This is a genomic window from Bacteroides sp. HPS0048 (genome assembly GCF_964240755.1).
GTDB classification, from domain to species: domain Bacteria; phylum Bacteroidota; class Bacteroidia; order Bacteroidales; family Bacteroidaceae; genus Bacteroides; species Bacteroides nordii.
Genome location: NZ_CAXSVC010000004.1, coordinates 185,304 through 204,452, shown reverse-complemented (window position 1 = coordinate 204,452; position 19,149 = coordinate 185,304). Strand labels below are relative to the sequence as shown.

13 protein-coding genes, 1 tRNA gene and 2 pseudogenes are annotated in these 19,149 nt (G+C 41.2%); 10 read left to right on the top strand and 6 right to left on the bottom strand.

All coding sequences use genetic code 11. From position 1 onward, the window contains the following. Nucleotides 1-133: 133 nt before the first annotated feature. Nucleotides 134-556 (top strand): conjugal transfer protein MobA, encoded by a 423-nt coding sequence (gene mobA / locus ACESQI_RS05055; RefSeq protein ID WP_373125515.1) that lies wholly within the window; start codon nt 134-136, stop codon nt 554-556. Nucleotides 557-576: 20 nt separating this feature from the next. Further along, nucleotides 577-702 (top strand): annotated as a pseudogene (locus ACESQI_RS05050) (DNA methylase); the annotation flags it as partial. Nucleotides 703-1,041: 339 nt separating this feature from the next. On the opposite strand, the gene ACESQI_RS05045 reads toward ACESQI_RS05050, so the two are convergent. The 4 genes from ACESQI_RS05045 to ACESQI_RS05030 form a co-directional block, all read right to left on the bottom strand. Then, nucleotides 1,042-2,238 carry an MFS transporter gene (locus ACESQI_RS05045; protein WP_005678306.1) on the bottom strand — a complete coding sequence of 399 codons (1,197 nt, stop codon included), beginning with the start codon at nt 2,236-2,238 and terminating at the stop codon, nt 1,042-1,044. Between the two features lie 70 nt (nt 2,239-2,308). Then, nucleotides 2,309-3,010, bottom strand: coding sequence for a DUF1349 domain-containing protein (locus ACESQI_RS05040; protein WP_229036206.1), 702 nt, complete (start codon nt 3,008-3,010; stop codon nt 2,309-2,311). Nucleotides 3,011-3,189: 179 nt separating this feature from the next. Then, nucleotides 3,190-3,564, bottom strand: coding sequence for a hypothetical protein (locus ACESQI_RS05035; RefSeq protein ID WP_005678303.1), 375 nt, complete (start codon nt 3,562-3,564; stop codon nt 3,190-3,192). A gap of 90 nt (nt 3,565-3,654) precedes the next feature. Next, nucleotides 3,655-4,419 carry a response regulator transcription factor gene (locus ACESQI_RS05030; RefSeq protein ID WP_044246362.1) on the bottom strand — a complete coding sequence of 255 codons (765 nt, stop codon included), beginning with the start codon at nt 4,417-4,419 and terminating at the stop codon, nt 3,655-3,657. Nucleotides 4,420-4,505: 86 nt separating this feature from the next. On the opposite strand from ACESQI_RS05030, the gene ACESQI_RS05025 reads away from it, so the two are divergent. From ACESQI_RS05025 to ACESQI_RS05005, 5 genes are all read left to right on the top strand, one after another. Next, nucleotides 4,506-5,255, top strand: a complete 750-nt coding sequence (locus tag ACESQI_RS05025) for a DUF1349 domain-containing protein (protein WP_151252341.1) — start codon at nt 4,506-4,508, stop codon at nt 5,253-5,255. Between the two features lie 15 nt (nt 5,256-5,270). Then, nucleotides 5,271-5,840 carry a flavodoxin family protein gene (locus ACESQI_RS05020; RefSeq protein ID WP_007656386.1) on the top strand — a complete coding sequence of 190 codons (570 nt, stop codon included), beginning with the start codon at nt 5,271-5,273 and terminating at the stop codon, nt 5,838-5,840. A gap of 71 nt (nt 5,841-5,911) precedes the next feature. Continuing rightward, nucleotides 5,912-7,123: a glycosyl hydrolase family 8 gene (locus ACESQI_RS05015; protein WP_052329234.1), complete on the top strand. Its 1,212-nt coding sequence runs from the start codon at nt 5,912-5,914 to the stop codon at nt 7,121-7,123. Nucleotides 7,124-7,583: 460 nt separating this feature from the next. Next, entirely contained in the window at nt 7,584-9,914 is a 2,331-nt protein-coding gene (locus ACESQI_RS05010; RefSeq protein ID WP_373125514.1) for an ATP-binding protein, read from the top strand. Beyond that, the gene (locus ACESQI_RS05005) at nt 9,907-11,229 is read left to right on the top strand and encodes a sigma-54-dependent transcriptional regulator (RefSeq protein WP_373125513.1); all 1,323 of its coding nucleotides are present in this window, start codon (nt 9,907-9,909) and stop codon (nt 11,227-11,229) included. The genes ACESQI_RS05010 and ACESQI_RS05005 overlap by 8 nt, the downstream gene beginning before the upstream one ends. Before the next feature lie 183 nt (nt 11,230-11,412). Here the strand turns inward: ACESQI_RS05005 and ACESQI_RS05000 are convergent. Together ACESQI_RS05000 and ACESQI_RS04995 are read right to left on the bottom strand one after the other, a co-directional pair. Beyond that, a pseudogene (locus ACESQI_RS05000) lies at nt 11,413-12,201 on the bottom strand (phage integrase SAM-like domain and Arm DNA-binding domain-containing protein); the annotation flags it as partial. Nucleotides 12,202-12,446: 245 nt separating this feature from the next. Next, nucleotides 12,447-12,519 (bottom strand) — tRNA-Lys (locus ACESQI_RS04995). A gap of 117 nt (nt 12,520-12,636) precedes the next feature. On the opposite strand from ACESQI_RS04995, the gene ettA reads away from it, so the two are divergent. The 3 genes from ettA to ACESQI_RS04980 all read left to right on the top strand — a co-directional run bounded on the left by ettA (nt 12,637) and on the right by ACESQI_RS04980 (nt 19,087). Beyond that, on the top strand, nt 12,637-14,331 hold the full coding sequence (gene ettA / locus ACESQI_RS04990) for an energy-dependent translational throttle protein EttA (RefSeq protein ID WP_025866443.1): 1,695 nt from the start codon (nt 12,637-12,639) through the stop codon (nt 14,329-14,331). Nucleotides 14,332-14,549: 218 nt separating this feature from the next. Beyond that, nucleotides 14,550-17,138 (top strand): TonB-dependent receptor, encoded by a 2,589-nt coding sequence (locus ACESQI_RS04985; RefSeq protein ID WP_373125512.1) that lies wholly within the window; start codon nt 14,550-14,552, stop codon nt 17,136-17,138. A 32-nt stretch (nt 17,139-17,170) separates the two neighbouring features. Next, nucleotides 17,171-19,087, top strand: a complete 1,917-nt coding sequence (locus ACESQI_RS04980; RefSeq protein WP_223382228.1) for a choice-of-anchor J domain-containing protein — start codon at nt 17,171-17,173, stop codon at nt 19,085-19,087. Nucleotides 19,088-19,149 lie beyond the last annotated feature (62 nt).

Below are 19,149 nucleotides of genomic sequence, written 5' to 3'. Positions count from 1 at the left end.
TCGAATGATTCCGAGTAACTGAAAATCCCAGCACTGCCGTGGGCAGAATTATCCTCCGCAGTCGGATAATTTCAGGGTTCTTTAATCGGAGATTAGACAATGGATGAACCATTAAATTAAAAGAATAAGAAGAATGAAAAAGAAGAGCAAGTACGGGAGAAATCCCGTGTCAGACCCGAAGACGCACTGCGTGATGGTGCGCTTCGACGATGCGGAATGGAACAGGTTCCTCACGATGTACGAGGAATCACAGGTGTACGCGAAAGCTGTCTTTCTGAAAGCGCACTTCTTCGGGCAAAAGTTCAAGGTGATGAAGGTGGACAAGGCGATGTTTGAATACAGCACCAAGCTGTCCGACTTTCATGCCCAGTTCCGCGGCATAGGCACCAATTACAACCACGTCGTGAAGGAATTGCGCATCCATTTTTCGGAGAAGAAGGCGATGGCGTTGCTCTACAAGCTGGAGAAACATACCATCGACCTTGTGAAGTTGAGCCGGGAGATTGTGGAACTTTCAAGGGAGATGTATGTCAAGTGGGAACAACAGAAGGAATAATTCCATACCACACTAAGCGCCCGCAGATTCGCAGTCCGGTGAATGAGCGTAGTCCGTCAGGCAATTTCATTGCCGACCATGTCATCATCGGACGACCGGGTTTTCAGATCAAGGATGATAACCGTCCGAAAGGGATAAAAATATAACTTTTATTGTGGGCAGTAACGTCATTGTTTTCGTTACTGCCCACAATAACAAATAATCCTTATCGCTTTTGGATATTGGCTGATAGAAGTTGGTACAGACAAATTTAACAAAATAGAACAAAAAAAGTAACTACTCAGCTATGCAAAGTCGTTGAGTATCAACTCTATTGCACGAGGTCAATCTTGCGTAATGCCCGATTTTCATCGAAATATAGTAAATCAACAAGTTTGCTACTGTTGATAATCAAGCATTTGGGCACATTTAGATACCTGAGTAGTTACACAAAAAAGCAATGCAATTTTTTTATACGTTGCACACTGATTTCTTATTTTGCAGAATTACAGCGAACAAGTTTCTCTTTCGTTTTGCAAATCTACTTGCAGTGTAATCTGTTTGCTTCTTAATATTATAGATGAAATTATAGCAACAATCAAAGCAAACACGGCAATACCTATAAATGACACATGCAAACCGTAGCGTTTTCCTATGAATCCGATTATAACCGGACCAAGAAGTATGCCGGAATATCCAAGAGCATTAATAAAACTAATGATGTTGTGTACAGCCATCCCTTTTATGTGGGCCGCAAAAGATACTAATTGAGGAACTACATTGGCCGCACCACAACCGACCATAGCAAAACCAGCTACAGAAGCGATCGCACTATCAATTGATACCACAATCAGGAAACCAGCGGAAATAAGTAATGCCCCTCCGCTAATCACAGTCCTTCGTCCAAATCGATCGACGATCTTGTCGCCGCAAAGTCTCATAATAGTCATTGCTATGGCAAAAGCGGTATAGAAAAATCCGGCCACGGACATGTCAATGCCACGCTCTTGACTAACAAAAATTGCTGACCACCCCATTACAGCACCTTCCGACGCATACATGATAAAACATAACAAACCGACCACTATCACCATAGGTGGAATATAAAATTTCTTATTCACATCCTGTTTCGGATGGTCGTTGCTTTTAAGTACCTTTGAGGATAGAAGGTCACGGCATCCGGCCATCATCGCAGCCAATACCAATATCATAAATATTACGACCGACCACATAGGGATTATTCCGAATGCGAAAAGAGAACTCATCACACCGGCACCGATGAGCGTACCAAGTGAATAACCCCCATGAAATCCTGACATCAGATGTTTTCCTGTCTGACCTTCAACTGCAACACCATTCACATTAGCAGCAACATCGATGGTGATAGTACAACCGCCGAATACCAATAACATTATAGCCGTCAGGGTGAAGTTAGCCAATAGGCTTATCGTCAATAGAGAAAAAGCCATTAAAAATCCGGAGAAATAAACTACTCGTTTTGCGCCAAATCTCACACATAGCCAACTTGATAAAGGAAGTGCTATTATTGAACCCAACCCGGTACAAAGCATCAGAAGTCCTAAGGAAGCTTCGTCCAAACTAAATGCACGTTTAACATACGGTACAAGAGGTGCCCATGCAGCCTCAAGACAACCTATGACGAGAAAAGCGGTGCGATTTGCGATAATTGGATGTTTACTCATCGTTTAAAGGTATAAGAAAAGCGCACATTTTGAATATGTGTGCGCCTTTGAAAATGATTAGATTGTTTTATTATTCTGCTATATTACCCTTTCTAAAGTCAGCGACAGGTTTATCTGTCAGAGATACTTCGGTGAATAGGCAGGTGTGTTCATTATCCTTAGGACTCTGTGAACTGATGCCTATAAGCAATTTTTCAGGAAAGTCATTCTTATAGAGTCGGGCCATACGCCATATTTTACCATCTTCTGAGAAATAGCTACCAAGGGTTGTGCCATCGGAGGATAATCTCATATAAACGTATGGAGCCGTGATTGCCTGATGGTTATTGTCATCAGAGGTGCCTAATGTGCGAACTGACACCACTCGGTGATCGCCATACTCATCCTGCTCGAAACATAGTTTTTGACAATGTGTGTCGTTTTCATAAGCATATATCACCCCTGCCGAATAAGTTCCGGTTTCAGTGAATTCAGGCTGCACTTTAGCCGTGAAAGTGAAAGGTTTGGTGTTGTCAACCTCTGTGAAGATGACCGCAGAGTTATTGACTACGCTTCCATCCGGGGAACGGAAATAATCAGTTTGAGGACCGGCCACAAATTTGAGCGTGTCGCCAAGAAGTGTGATGCCATTCTCTCCGCCGTTTTTCGACTTTGTAAAACGAATTCCTCCTACATTGATGTCGCATGTGGCGAGTTCAACGTTTTCTGTTGTAGCTTTCTTGTCAGAATTTCCCGCTTTTTTCTCTGGTTCTTTCTGGGTGCATCCAGCCATTACAAGACTTGCAATGATTGCGATAAATACTAATTTTTTCATTATGATATTGATTTGATTATTATTAAATTGCAATTTCCTTGTGATTTATTTGCGGTTGCAAAGTTAGATAGAACAAAAGATGTGCACAATACTGATTTCTAACCAATTTTCGCATCAATAGCAATAGGAATTAGCTATTATTTGTTGAATATCAATCCTCTACGGCCTACTACCAACGAATTATCAGGAACATCTTGGGTTATGGTACATCCATGTGACATGACACAACCATTACCAACACTAAAGCTACCCGCGACAATTATAGTTCCTGTACCAAAAACACAACGATTGCCTATTCTTGCTCCCGGAAACAAAATAAGTTCTCCTCCTATGATATTATTATCTCCGATATAGATGTCATCACCTACTCCTGTGCAATAAATAGAAGCTCCGTGTGTAAGAGAAACGCCTTTACCAAAATGAATTGGCACAGAACTAAAAATACGTTCACATTCATTTTGCAGAACTGTTATGCCTGCTTCCAATTCTAATTTACCAGCAAATTGATTCATCTTTTTCGCTTTTATATGCCCGCAAAATTACGAACCAATAATAACTGGTACAACACTGATTTTTAACCAATCATAAAGCAAGAGGGCTCATTAAATAAGATTCATTCTTAATGCGATTTCTACAGCAGCCGCAGTATTAGCGACTTTTAATGAAGCTAAAATATCCTGACGATGGCGATTAACGGTATAAACGGAAATATTTAGGTTGTCTGCAATCTGTTTACTGGGCACCCCTTTCGCTATTAGTGATAGTATTTCAAGTTGTCGCCGACTAAGGATTTTTCGGTCGCATGCTTCGTACACGTTTCGTCTAACGGTTTCTCCTGTCACGAGATTTACAATAATACCGTCTTGTTTGTTATGAGAACCAAAGTATGGAGAATAAGTGCATAGACCGAGAATGACACTTCCACCGTTGCTACAACTAAAATATCTCGTTGTATGTAATATTTTTATTGTCTCATTACTCCCTGTCCGATAGAAACTGATTATACACGAAGCCGAGAAATTTGTCTTTTCATTTATGGGAAGTTCTTTTATAAAGTTGAAGAAACGAAGTTCGAGTATATGACGTTGAATAAGCTCTTCTTCATTCGCGTGGCTGAAAACAGTATTTTCAAAGGCGGATGTATGGTCAACCATATATTCCGGGAAGTCCATTATAGTTTGACCGAATCTGCCAGAATATATATGACATTCGTTGTTTTGAAAATCTGACACAACTGCTATACCTTCTGTTGCAAGAGCATAACCATTTGCGCACGCTCTTGCTTGAGCAAGCATAAATTCTTTATTTTCAGTATCTTCAAACTGCTGCTCAGTCAGAAGTGATTTTAGTTGATGTTCCTGTTCCATAGTGAATTGGTTAATTTTCACCATTGCGGGATTGCGCCAATAGTCCTAATTTTGCCACAAAATTACGAATAATAAATGATTCAAAGATGAAAAGAACCGTTTTATATGGAGCATTTCTTGTTGGAAGCCTCTCTTTAGCTGCATGTCAGCAACACAATGAGACCAAAGTAAGTGAACCGGATTTGACTGGTAAAGAGGTTGAAACAAGTCAAATCACAGACTGTAAGATAAAAGTGGGAGATGTCACTTTTACCAAATCCATCAATGGCGCAGATACATGTGTAACTATACTTACAGACGGAGGATTGAAATTCAGCTGCCCCGAAGGACTTGATTTCTTCTGTGATCCTAATGAAGGTAAGCTGTCCAACAATACACTGCCCGTATTGCTGATTCCAACGGACAATACCAAACCGTTCACGTTGACAGCCAAAGTAACTCCTGAATTCACCATTGAGGGACTTTACAATGCCGCCGACCTCTTTGTGTATGTCAACGATACACTTTGGCAGAAACTTGCCTTTGAGCAGGATGAATATGGCAACCACCGCATCGTGACGGTACGAACACAAGGTACATCCGATGACAACAACCATGATAAGATAGACACAAAATCGGTCTATATGAAAATATCTTCCGATACTCGGACTATCGCCAGCTACTATTCATTAGATAAAAAAGAGTGGCATATGGTGCGTCTGTACCGTAATGAATATCCCGATCAAATATATCTCGGCATCAGTAGCCAGTGTCCGCAACATGGAGGATGCACAAGCCTCATCGAAGATATAACTATCAGCCATGACAACGTGGGTGATTTCCGTATGGGTGAATAAATAAAAGTAAATAATATGAACAAGCGAATATTGATTTTAACCGGCAGCCCACGACGGGGAGGTAACAGCGACCTTATGGCGGACGCTTTTGCGAAAGGAGCATCCGAAGCGGGCAACATTGTTATGCGGTTCGATACTGCGCATAAACATATTCAAGGATGCAGAGCTTGCGATAATTGTTTCAGCAAGGAGAATAAAGCCTGTATTTTTAATGATGATTTCAATGAATTGGCATCTTTGATGGCAGAAAGTGATGTCATCGTATTCTGCACACCTCTTTATTGGTACTCGTTTCCTGCCCAGATAAAAGCAGCCATAGACAAGTTTTATTCTTTCATCATAGGTAAAAAAGATGTGCCTATTAAGGAATGTATGCTTCTTTCGTGTGGAGAATTGGAAGACCCTCATGTTTTCGATGGCATAGTGCGTTCCTTTGAACTCATTGCACAAGATAGGGGATGGAAAAACAGAGGCCATTATCTTGTAAATAGTGTCAATGAGAAAGGTGCAATTTTGAATACCGAACATCTACAAAAGATATATAATCTGGGGAAAGATTATGATTCCCCAATTGAGTTTTCTTGAGAACAATCGGAGCAAATTCGATTGCGACCGGGATAATCGGTATATAATTCAATACGCAAATTTATTTCATAATGAATTGGAAAGGTATTCTTATAACTTTGGTTTTCAGTATGGTGTCGTGGGGTACGCATGCTGAAAACCTCTTTGTCTCTTTACTGGGGAAGAACGAGGAGGAGGTTAATGAACGGCTCCAGCAAGTATGGAAGCATTTCTTTACACCGTCAGATTTGAACCGTTATGAAGCCGATGATGAAAAATCTGTTTATTACGAGGTCTCGAATAGTACAGCCTTTATTTTGGATACTGGCAACAACGATGTGCGCTCCGAAGGGATGTCGTACGGCATGATGATTAGTGTACAACTGGATCACCGTGAACAGTTCGATAAACTTTGGGAATGGTCGAAACGAAATATGGCATTTGCTCCCGATTCCAAATGGGACGGCTACTTCTGCTGGCAGTGCAAGCCCGACGGTACTAAGATTGGTGGAAGCAACGCTTCGGATGGAGAATTGTATTATGTTACTGCTTTGTTTCTTGCTTCAGAACGCTGGAACGAGCCTCGATACCGTGATGAAGCAAATAAAATATTGACCAAAGTCATGATCAAAGACGGTAGAGAGAGTGGAGTTTATAATCTTTTTGACCTTGACAATGGGCTTATAACTTTCGTTCCCGATCATGCGGGGCATAGTTTTACTGACCCTTCTTATATGCTTCCAGCTTTTTTAGACAAATGGGCACGTACAGCATCTGCCAATCGCTCATTTTGGGAAAAGGCTGCTACGGCAAGCCGCCAGCATCTAATCGCATCAGCCCACCCGGTTACCGGTCTCTATCCCGACTACAGTCGGTTTGACGGCAGAGCTTATGCTTGGCGTCATGCCGCTTATGATACCTCCATTTATATGTTCGATGCCATCCGTTGTCCCATAAACGTAGGTATGGATTATTATCTGTGCGGAAAGGATTGCCACAGACAGAAAGCAGTGATGTACCGTCTTCTTACATTCTTTAAGAACGATGGCTTCAAGCATGGTCATTTCACGCTTGATGGATCCAAGGCTTTCGGACAATACACTTGTGGCATGGCTGGTGCCAATGCCGTAGGAGCCATAACCCTTGCCCAGTCAAATATTCCCGAATATCGCGAACTTGCTCGTGAGTATGTTCAACGCCTATGGGATGTAAAACCGCCGACAGGCAAGTTCCGATATTATGAAGGTTTGGTCTATTTTCTTTCTATGCTACACGTATCAGGACGTTTCTCATTGGACTTCTGACATCAAAATAGATTATAAAAACTCACTATCAAGTGATATTGTTATCTGCCTACGCAATGACAAATATTCATTTGTAGCAAACTTATCAATTTATACAGGGATAAATCTTATTCTATATAATAGGGAATTAGGTATATTTCAAAATCTGAACGAACGGGAGTTCACATATACCGCTGTCCCAGAACGCTTGCTTCTGTATGAAGCAATATACGGAAGTAGGTTACTGTATATTCCTTACATAAATTGATGACAATCTGACGAGTGAAGAATGTCTCATAGAATATACTTTCCTGCAAATAGAAAAGAGTTATAATCTGAGAAAAAGAATTTGAACTATCAAAGGGAATAACATCAAAAAAATAATTTGAAATAGTATAGCAAAAAAGCTTCGAAAACCATACAGCCCGTAAGCCTATAAAGACCTACGGGCTGTATTATCAATAATCAATGGCAATAACGCATGAATCGACATAACGCTGAAACAAGACACTTCCGTATGCTGACTTCCATAGGCTATCTACTGATAGCTTTGCTGGTAGGCGGCATCATGTACACATGGCTTGGCGAATGGCGAGACATGGAGGGACTGGAAGCCAAAAACCGAGAGATCGATGAATTTCGAAAAGAGGTAAACAATATTCATATTCATTTGATAGAGTTTTCTTTATTAGGTGAAACGATATTGGAATGGGATGATGAAGATTTAGGACTTTACCATGCTCGGCGTATGACAATGGACAGTATGCTTTGTCGGTTCAAAGCTATCTATCCGGTAGAACGCATAGACAGTGTACGCCATTTTCTCGAAGACAAGGAACGGCAGATGTGCCAAATCGTTCAGATACTTGAACAGCAACAAGCCATCAACGATAAGATAACCAGTCAAGTACCTATAATTGTGCAGAAGAGTGTGCAGGAACAGCCCAAGAAATCCAAGCGCAAGGGTTTCTTAGGCATCTTTGGCAAAAAGGAAGAAGCGAAACCAACTGCGACTACTACGATGCTCCGTTCCCTTAATCGGAATATGATAGCTGAACAACAGGCACAAAGCCGCCGTTTGTCGGAACACGCCGATAGTCTTGCTACACGAAATGCGGAACTCAACAGACAACTGCAAGGACTGGTAGTTCAAATGGATGAGAAGGTGCAAGCAGACATACAGAAACGGGAAGCTGAGATAACAGCCATGCGGGAACAATCGTTTATTCAGATAGGTGGCTTGACAGGATTCGTTGTGTTGTTATTGGTAATCTCTTACATAATCATCCACCGAAATATCACCCGTATCAAACGGTACAAACGAGAAACTGCGGATTTAATAGAACAGCAGATACAGTCTATCAAACAAAACGAGGCACTGATTGCCTCTCGTAAAAAAGCCGTTCATACCATCACCCATGAATTACGCTCTCCACTGACGGCAATAACGGGTTATGCCGGACTGATGCGGAAAGACTGCAATACGGATAAAACCGGGACGTATATCCGAAACATTCAGGAATCTTCTGACCGCATGCGTGAAATGCTGAACACCCTGCTGAATTTTTTCCGGCTGGACAACGGCAAGGAGCAGCCGAATTTCTCTCCTTGCCGGATTTCGGCAATCACGCACATTCTTGAAACGGAGTTTACACCCATCGCCATGAACAAGGGGCTGGCTCTTACCATAACCAATCAAACGGATACGGTTGTCCTGACCGATAAGGAACGTATCCTGCAAATCGGCAACAACCTGCTGTCAAATGCCATCAAGTTCACGGAGAACGGTGGCGTTTCTCTGACAACAGACTACGATAACGGTGTCCTGAAACTTATCGTCAAAGATACGGGCACAGGAATGACCGAAGAGGAACAGCAACGGGTATTCGATGCGTTTGAGCGTCTGTCAAACGCCGCCACAAAAGACGGCTTCGGACTGGGACTTTCCATCGTTCAGCGTATCGTGACAATGCTCGGCGGCACGATACGGCTGGAGAGCGAGAAAGGCAAAGGTAGCCGTTTTACGGTGGAAATACCCATGCAGACAGCCGGGGAACTGCCGGAACAGATAAATCAAACAAGGATTCATCATGACCGTACATTCCATGATGTGATTGCCATCGACAATGACGAGGTACTTCTCTTGATGCTTAAAGAAATGTATGCACAGGAAGGCGTACACTGCGAAACCTGCACCGATGCTGCGGAACTGATGGAACTGATACGAAAAAAGGAATACAGCCTGCTTCTGACGGATCTGAACATGCCGGAAATCAACGGCTTTGAGCTGTTGGAGCTGCTACGTACCTCCAACGTTGGCAATTCAAAGACTATCCCGGTAGTCGTGACAACCGCTTCGGGCAGTTGCAGCAAGGAGGAACTTATGGAACGTGGATTCGCCGGATGCCTGCTCAAACCGTTCTCCATATCGGAACTTATGGAGGTTTCAGACAAATGCGCCATGAAAGGCAACCGGAATGAAAAGCCGGATTTCACCTCCCTGCTGTCCTACGGCAATGAAGCCGTCATGCTGGAGAAACTGATAACGGAAACCGGAAAGGAAATGCAGTCGGTCAGGGATGCGGAACAGCGGAAAGACCTTCAGGAACTGGACGCCCTGACACACCACCTGCGAAGTTCATGGGAGATACTCCGTGCCGACCAACCGTTAAGGGAGCTTTATAAACTGCTTCATGGGAGTGCCGCTCCAGATCATGAAGAACTGACCGATGCAGTGACTGCCGTACTGGATATGGGCGCGGAGATCATCAGATTGGCAAAAGAAGAAAGGAGAAAATACGAAAATGGATAAGACAAAAATCATCGTGGTGGAGGACAACATCGTGTATTGCGAGTTCGTCTGTAACCTGCTGGCACGCGAGGGATTCCGCACAATCAAGGCTTTCCACCTATCAACAGCTAAGAAATTGCTGCAACAAGCGACAGAAAACGACATCATAGTTTCAGACCTGCGTCTTCCTGAAGGCGATGGTATCGACTTGTTGCGCTGGATGCGCAAAGAAGGCATGATTCAGCCGTTCATTATCATGACCGACTACGCCGAGGTGCATACGGCAGTCGAAAGTATGAAACTCGGCTCGCTGGACTACATACCCAAGCAGCTTGTGGAAGACAAACTCGTCCCTCTGCTCCGTACCCTATTAAAAGAAAGGAGTATCGTAAGAAACCGTATGCCTGTGTTCTCCCGTGACGGTTCGACTTTTCAAGCCATCGTGAAACGAATAAGGCTAGTGGCTCCCACTGACATGAGCGTGCTGATATTCGGCGAGAACGGCACTGGTAAGGAGCATATCGCACACCAACTGCACGACAAAAGCAAACGGGCAGGAAAGCCGTTTGTGGCTGTGGACTGCGGTTCGCTCACCAAAGAGCTTGCACCGTCGGCTTTCTTCGGACTCGTCAGAGGCGCGTTCACTGGTGCGGACAGTGCCAAGAAAGGCTATTTCCATGAGGCGGAAGGCGGCACGCTGTTTTTGGACGAGGTAGGCAACCTCGCACCGGAAACCCAGCAGATGCTTCTGCGTGCCATACAGGAACGGCAGTTCCGTCCTGTTGGCGATAAGTCTGACCGGAGTTTCAATGTCCGCATCATCGCCGCCACCAACGAGGATCTGGAGAAGGCGGTCCATGAAAAGCGTTTCCGGCAGGACTTGCTGTACCGCCTATACGACTTCGAGATAACCGTTCCGCCGTTGCGCGACTGTCAGGAAGACATCATGCCTTTGGCTGAGTTCTTCCGTGAAATTGCAAATCAGGAACTGGAATGCGATGTCATCGGTTTTGACGGGGAAGCCCACAAGACATTGCTGACCCATGCGTGGCCGGGCAATGTCCGCGAGCTTCGTCAAAAAATCATGGGCGCGGTGTTGCAGGCACAGACGGGTCTTGTCACGAAAGAGCATCTGGAACTTGCCTATCCAAAACCTAACTCACCCGTCAGCTTCGCCCTGCGCAGCGATGCGGAAGACAAGGAGCGTGTCTTACGCGCGTTGAAGCAGGCGAACGGGAACCGCAAGGTTGCCGCCGAACTGCTCGGAATAGGACGTACGACGCTGTACAACAAATTGGAAGAATATGGATTGAAGTATAAATTTGAGCAACTATAGCCCGTAATTCGCTGAATTTGTATGATTTTGATTATCAGAATTTGGTTAATTCTCAAAATAATATTATCTTCGCATTGAGCTATTTGAAATGATTGGGAATCATGCAAAATGATGAAGGCAGGTGGTTTCTAAACCATTACCTATACCTCTATTGTTGGCTTGTAATTTATTGATAATCAACTACATATTAGTTAGTGCAACAAATGTCAGGCTGCAAAAGACGAAAATATCACGTACCACTTCCATTCTTGGTATAGTAAATTCTTTCTCGATCAGCTTATTCAATTCCTCTTCCGTCAAGAACTCACGGTTACTGGCAGTCTGGTGGAAGTGGATTTCAACAAACGGGTCATCATCCATCCACTTATTGACAAGTGCGTTCCGTATTATCTTTTTCAGGTTCTTCAGATATTTGACGGTAGCATTCTGGGCACAGTCTTTCTCCGTCTTGATGAAATGCTCAAACTCTTTCACAAACTCATGATTAATATCCTTCAACGGTATATCAGAGAAACGATATTTCTCTTTCATGAATTCTTCAAGATAGCGGACCGTTCTCTCATACCGTAAAACCGTACCCAATACCACATCTTTATCTAAAAGCTCACGATACTTCTTATTATGCTCTCTGAAAACTTCCAGCAGCATTTTAGGAGATTCATTTTCACCATAAAAATGGCGTTTCAGGATTTCGGCAGTAATGGGTTTGCCGTCTTGCTCCAACTCCCTGTGGATACGTAGTACCTTTGTTCGTACCGTTTCAAGATAGTGATTGAGTTCCTGATGCTTCCGTTCCTTCCCAACCGCACATTCCTTATTGCTGTTCCACTGGGAAACCTCGATACTGCGTTTGATTTGAACTTCCGCACGTTGGCCGTTGATCGTGATGCGCAGGCAAATCGGCGCCTCGCCATTCTTTAATAACTTGCTCTTCTTAATGAAAAAGAGGATTGAAAAATAGTTTCTGTCCATACTTTAAAGTTTAAATTTTAATGGTTCAAAAATACTATTTCAAGCCTAAAATCTTGTTATGCAAAACGCAGTGTATCAAAGAGTAAGATTCAATTCGGTGGACTAAAATCGAACCAAAACTAAGTCCACCGATTTCACCTGTTTTTCTTGCTGTAATCTGCCTAAAATGGTGGACTGAGGGAAAAAAGAAATCCCCAATAGTGATTGACTATCAGGGATTTACTTTATTTTTCATCTTGTTTCAGTGATCCGCCTGGGGCTCGAACCCAGGACCCCAACATTAAAAGTGTTGTGCTCTACCTGCTGAGCTAGCGAATCAATCCTTATTGCTGTTAAGCGGGTGCAAAGATAGAGGGATTTTTTTAACTGCCAAAGGAAATCTAATATTTTTTCTTATCTTTGTACCAAATTACATTTTACACATTATTATATAATATGGCAACAGTAGACGATAAAAAGATTATTTTCTCAATGGTGGGAGTGAGTAAATCCTTCCAGAATAACAAACAGGTATTAAAAAATATTTATCTGTCCTTTTTCTATGGAGCAAAGATTGGTATCATTGGTCTCAATGGATCGGGTAAATCGACTTTGCTGAAGATTATTGCCGGACTGGAAAAATCCTATCAAGGTGAAGTAGTCTTTTCACCGGGGTATTCGGTTGGTTATCTGGCTCAGGAACCTTATCTGGATAATACGAAAACGGTGAAAGAAATCGTAATGGAAGGGGTACAACCCATTGTTGATGCGCTGAACGAATATGAAGAGATCAACCAGAAGTTTGGTTTGCCTGAGTATTATGAAGACCAGGATAAAATGGATCTGCTCTTTGCCCGTCAGGGAGAATTACAGGATATTATTGATGCTACTGATGCCTGGAATCTGGATAGTAAGTTGGAACGTGCTATGGATGCTCTTCGTTGTCCCCCAGAAGATCAATTAGTGGAAAATCTGTCAGGTGGTGAACGCCGTCGTGTAGCACTTTGTCGTCTGTTGCTACAGAAGCCAGATATCCTTCTCCTTGATGAGCCTACCAACCACCTTGATGCTGAGTCTATCGATTGGCTTGAACAGCACTTGCAACAATATGAGGGTACGGTAATTGCCGTAACGCATGACCGTTACTTCCTTGATCATGTAGCCGGATGGATTCTTGAATTGGACCGTGGTGAAGGTATTCCTTGGAAAGGTAACTACTCTAGCTGGCTCGAGCAGAAGACCAAACGTATGGAGATGGAAGAGAAAACTGCAAGCAAACGTCGTAAAACACTTGAGCGTGAGCTGGATTGGGTACGTATGGCTCCTAAAGCCCGTCAGGCTAAAGGTAAAGCTCGTCTGAATTCTTATGATAAGCTGCTGAATGAGGATGTAAAAGAGAAAGAAGAGAAACTTGAGATATTCATTCCCAATGGTCCTCGTTTGGGAAATAAGGTGATCGAAGCCAAACATGTGGCAAAGGCTTATGGTGATAAGTTACTCTTTGATGATCTTAATTTCATGCTTCCTCCTAATGGTATTGTAGGTATTATCGGTCCTAATGGTGCAGGTAAGACAACCCTTTTCCGTCTGATAATGGGGCTTGATGCCGTGGATAAAGGTGAGTTTGAAGTAGGAGAGACTGTCAAGGTAGCCTATGTAGACCAGCAGCATAAAGATATTGATCCTAATAAAACCGTTTACCAGGTTATTTCCGGTGGTACGGAATTGATTCGTATGGGGGGGCGTGATATCAATGCGCGTGCTTATCTTTCACGTTTTAACTTCTCTGGTGCTGATCAGGAAAAACTTTGTGGAATGCTTTCAGGTGGTGAACGTAATCGTCTGCACCTTGCTATTGCATTGAAAGAAGAGGGTAATGTACTTCTTCTCGATGAACCTACCAATGATATTGATGTGAATACGCTTCGTGCACTTGAAGAAGGCCTTGAAGACTTTGCAGGATGTGCCGTTGTTATTTCGCATGACCGTTGGTTTCTCGATCGTATCTGTACTCACATTCTTGCTTTTGAAGGAGATTCAAATGTGTTCTATTTTGAAGGTTCATATTCGGAGTATGAAGAGAATAAACAGAAGCGATTAGGCAATGAAGAACCCAAACGTGTTCGTTATAGAAAGCTCGTTAATGACTGATATTTATGATATTCTGAAAGCTTTCTAAAGCTTTCAGTTTCAAATGGGAAGCTCCGTAGTTTTACTGCGGAGCTTCTCGTGTTTTATAATGCAATAAAATGTTTGTTACTCTTAAAAAACGACATGAAAATGTAATGTGATTTTAAATCTTATTAATTATATTTGCACTTCAAAACATTTATTAATTAACAAATTCTATTAACTAACAAACAGAATTTATGAGAAGACATCTAATTCATTTCCTGCTGGTTGCAATACTGACAGTTTGCTCTGCTGCTACTGCCTTTGCACAGACTACAGTGAAAGGTCAAGTTGTTGATGCTGAAACCGGTGACCCATTGATTGGGGCAGCCGTAACAGTTGTTGGTACTACACAAGGTAGTGTGACTGACGTTAACGGTAATTTTACAATAGAGTTGAAAACTCTAAAAGCCGTTTTGCTATTTAAGTATATCGGTTATTTGGATGTAGAAAAGAAAATTAATCACTCCGGAGTTGTCAATTTAGGAGTTGTAAAAATGGAAACCGATGCAGTTGGACTTGACGAGGTTAGTGTTATTGCTTCCATTATTCGTTCAGATAGACAGACTCCAGTACCTATCTCTAATATTAAGTTAGGAACTATTGAAGAGATGTTGAGTAATCAGGAATTTCCGGAATTGTTGAAATCTACTCCCTCCGTATATGTAACTAGAGATAGTGGTGGATATGGAGACTCTCGTATTAATGTGCGTGGGTTTGATTCATCTAACCTTGGCGTTTTGATAAATGGAGTACCTATTAACGGTATGGAAAATGGAAAAGTATATTGGTCTAATTGGTCAGGTTTGTCAGATGTTACTCAGTTTATCCAGGTACAACGTGGATTAGGTGCTTCAAAGTTAGGTATATCTTCAGTGGGAGGTACTATGAATATGGTAACTAAAAGTACTGAGAGTAAAAAGGGAGGTTCGGCATATGTAGGTGTTGGCAATGATGGATATCGTAAATATGCGGTAACACTGTCTACAGGAATGCTTGACAATGGTTGGGCATTTACCTTCTCTGGGGCTTTAAATACAGGTGATGGTTATATTAGAGGGACAAATTATGAAGGCTGGACCTACTTTGGAAATATTTCAAAGAAAATAAATGATAGCCATAAACTTTCTTTAACTGCTTTTGGTGCTCCTCAATGGCACAATCAACGTGCAACGAAGCACTATATTGAAGATTATAAAAATAGTCCGGATGGTGGACGTTATAGTAATGGTTATGGCTATCTGAATGGAGCGTTAACTGGCGCTGGATACGGATATAATTACTACCACAAACCACAAGTTTCATTGAATCATTATTGGACTATTAATGCTAATTCTTCGTTGACTACTTCCGCTTATGCTTCTTTAGCACGTGGGGGCGGGCGCAGAGTAGCTGGGAATAAGACTAATTGGCTGACTATCGACTATAATACAGGACGTCCGCAGGCAGGTGCTATGCTGACTCCGGATGGATTATTTGATTATGATGCTGTATTGAAAGCTAATGCAGAGTCTGAACATGGTTCTCAGGTGGCTTTTACTAATGTTGTAAATTCTCATGACTGGTATGGTTTGCTTTCTTCATATAGAAATGATTTGACTGAAAAAATTACTTTAACTGCAGGTTTTGATGGACGTTATTATAAAGGATACCACACAGAAATAATTGATAATCTTTTGGGAGGAGATTATTTTTTGGAAAATCAATCAGCAAGTAAGAAACTGTATTATCGTCCTGCAAATGCTGTATTGAAAGTTGGCGATAAGATTAATTATGATAATATAGGTGAAATATTTTGGGCTGGAGTTTTTGCACAAGGTGAATATAATACTGAAAAATGGTCTGCTTTTTTGTCAGCTTCCTTAACGGGAGAGGTTTATAAATATCATAATCCGGGAGGAGCTCCTATTGATGGTAAAACAGTATCTGAAGCTAAAACTTTCCTTCCGTGGAGCACAAAAGCTGGTTTTAACTACAAATTTAATGAAAACCATAATGTTTTTGTAAATGGAGGTTATTTTACTCGTGCACCATTTATGAATGCTGTTTTTGCCAATTATAATATTTTACCTGTAAAAGGTGTTTCATATGAAAAGATTGGTACATTTGAATTAGGATATGGGTTTAATAATGAATATTTCAATGTAACACTGAATGGATATTATACAAAGTGGATGGACAAATCAATGTCAAGAACCATTAATAATGAGAAAATCAATATAACTGGTGTTGATGCTATTCATGCAGGTATTGAATTGGAAGCTACTTATAAGCCTTGTTCTAGTCTTGATATAAGAGGTATGTTCTCATGGGGGGATTGGACTTGGGCAGATGATGTGCATTTTCAGTTATATGATGAAGCACAGAATCCTATTGGAAAGGAGGAAAGTGCATATATAAAAAATGTACATGTTGGTAATTCTGCTCAGATGACAGCTTCTTTAGGGGCTACTTGGGAGATGGTAAAAGGGTTGAAATTGAATGCTGTTTATAACTTTGCAGGTAAGAATTTTGCAGATTTTGATCCTCAAAATCGGACAAATCCTAAAGATACTGGAGTTGACTCATGGAAACTTCCTAATTATTACACCATTGATCTTGGACTGAGTTATCGTTTTGAGATAGTAAAAGGTGTTTCTGCCACTATGTATGCGAACGTAAATAATCTGACTGACGTTGAATATATTGCTGATGCAAAAGATGGTGATAAGCATGATATGAAGACTGCATTGGTATTCTATGGCTTTGGAAGAACATGGTCTACTGGTTTGAGAGTAAACTTTTAAGATTTTAAATATTAATAGTTATAAAGATGATTATGAATAAAAAACATACAATCTTGGGTGCCTTTCTTTTGTTGGGATTGGTAGCCTGTGATCCGATGAATGACATCTATAATGAAATTGATGAAAGTCAAGGTCCTGTAGTCAAGTCTGGAGAATATACATTGGTTGCAGCCGATTATACAAGTATAAGTAAACTTGTGCTTGCTGAAGAAAATATTACGGCAGAAAAGAAAGCTGCTGCAAATGCAGTTAAATCTACTAATACATTGAATGAATTAGTAAAAGCAGAGGATTATATTCCAGCGCTTCTTGCCAAATCATATGCTGATTGGGGTAAGAAATCAACTGTAAAAGTTACATATGCCTATCAGGATGCATTGCCTGAAACGGTTCTTGAGATGTCTAAAACAGAAACTTATGAACTGAAAGATGATGCTTATGCTTTTGTATGGGGTGATGAAACTGTAGTGAACTTTCTGACTCCAAAAAAATCTCCTGTTGAGTATCTTCCTAAAGTATTGACTAATGTTAAAACAAATGCAAAGAAGGGAGACTTAGTATTGGTTGATTATAAATACGATACCGAAGAACCTACAATTGAAGTTGGAGATGATCTGTATCAACAAGAATTTGAATCATTGGATGTTCACGATAGTAAAGCTACGGGTACTATCAACGGTAATGTAGAAGGTTGGCAGGTAATAAATGCATCTGGTACTAAAAATTGGGTTGGTAAGTTTTACAATGATAATCGTTACGTACAATGTTCTGCTTTTGGTGCTACCGGAGATAATGTATCTTGGTTAGTTGGTCCTAAAACAAACATCGTTGATGGTGCATCATTGACTTTCGATGCAAAGATTGGCTACCATGTAGGCGACGCTTTACATGTGATGGTTTCTACTACTTATGACGGAACTGCCAATTTAAAAGATGAGGACTGGGAAGATATTACCTCTGCTTTCAAATTTCAGAATGCAGGTAACAACTACACTGAATGGTATTCACCTGGGATGGCTGATCTGAGTAAATATGCAGGCAAAGGATTATATATTGCATTTAAGTATGTAGGCTCTGCTACGATTACTTCCACTTATCAGCTTGATAATGTTTCTATCTCCACTACTCGTATGGCCCCTACGCATGAAAAGCCATTTAATGCTATGTATCAGTTTGATGGTGTAGATTGGAAACCGTTTAACAAAAAGGATGTACTTATATTGACACCAGAAGATTATGCTGCTATGGGGATAACAGATTTTGGGTCTTCTAAGTTACCAGAGAATTATCTACCAGCATATTTGGCTAAAATGTTACCTTATGCACAGATAGGTGACGTAAAGACCCTTGTTTATAAAAATTATGATAGTGGAAGTAAAACTGTTGTAGCTGAAGCTGCTGAATATAAGCTGGGTAGTGATAAAGTATGGGCCAAAAATACAGCAGTGGTTGATATTACTTCGCAATTTGTGAATGTTGGTAATGGAAAATGGATCTACGATCCTTCTATCTATTATGTGATATCTAAAGGTGATGGTAATTTGCAACGTATTGTTGACTATGTGAAAGAAACCAATTCTACTTATGTAGATAGTTATGGTACAGCTGAATACTATTATGGTGCAAGCGAATATCAAGGTAATTTTAACTTTAAAGTTTCTGACCGTGTGGATAGATATGGTAAAGATCCTGAATTAGCAAAAATTACAGATGTCGAAGAACAAGCTGCCTTTATGTTTAAACGTGCTGCCGAAGGTTTATGTATTATGCTTAAGGGGATGTATCCCGATGCAAAGAGTGATATAGATGGTATTACATTGGATTATTATGTAACATTCTCAGTGTATCTTAATCCTGCAGAATCTGGTACAAGAAATAACTATACTATGCAGTTTAATTATGATGGTTCAAACTTTATACATGTAGGTGATGTTGTAAAGGTTGAATAAAATCGATTAGCCTTCTAAAAAAAAGTACAGGGTTGTTATCGGAAACGAACAACTCTGTACTT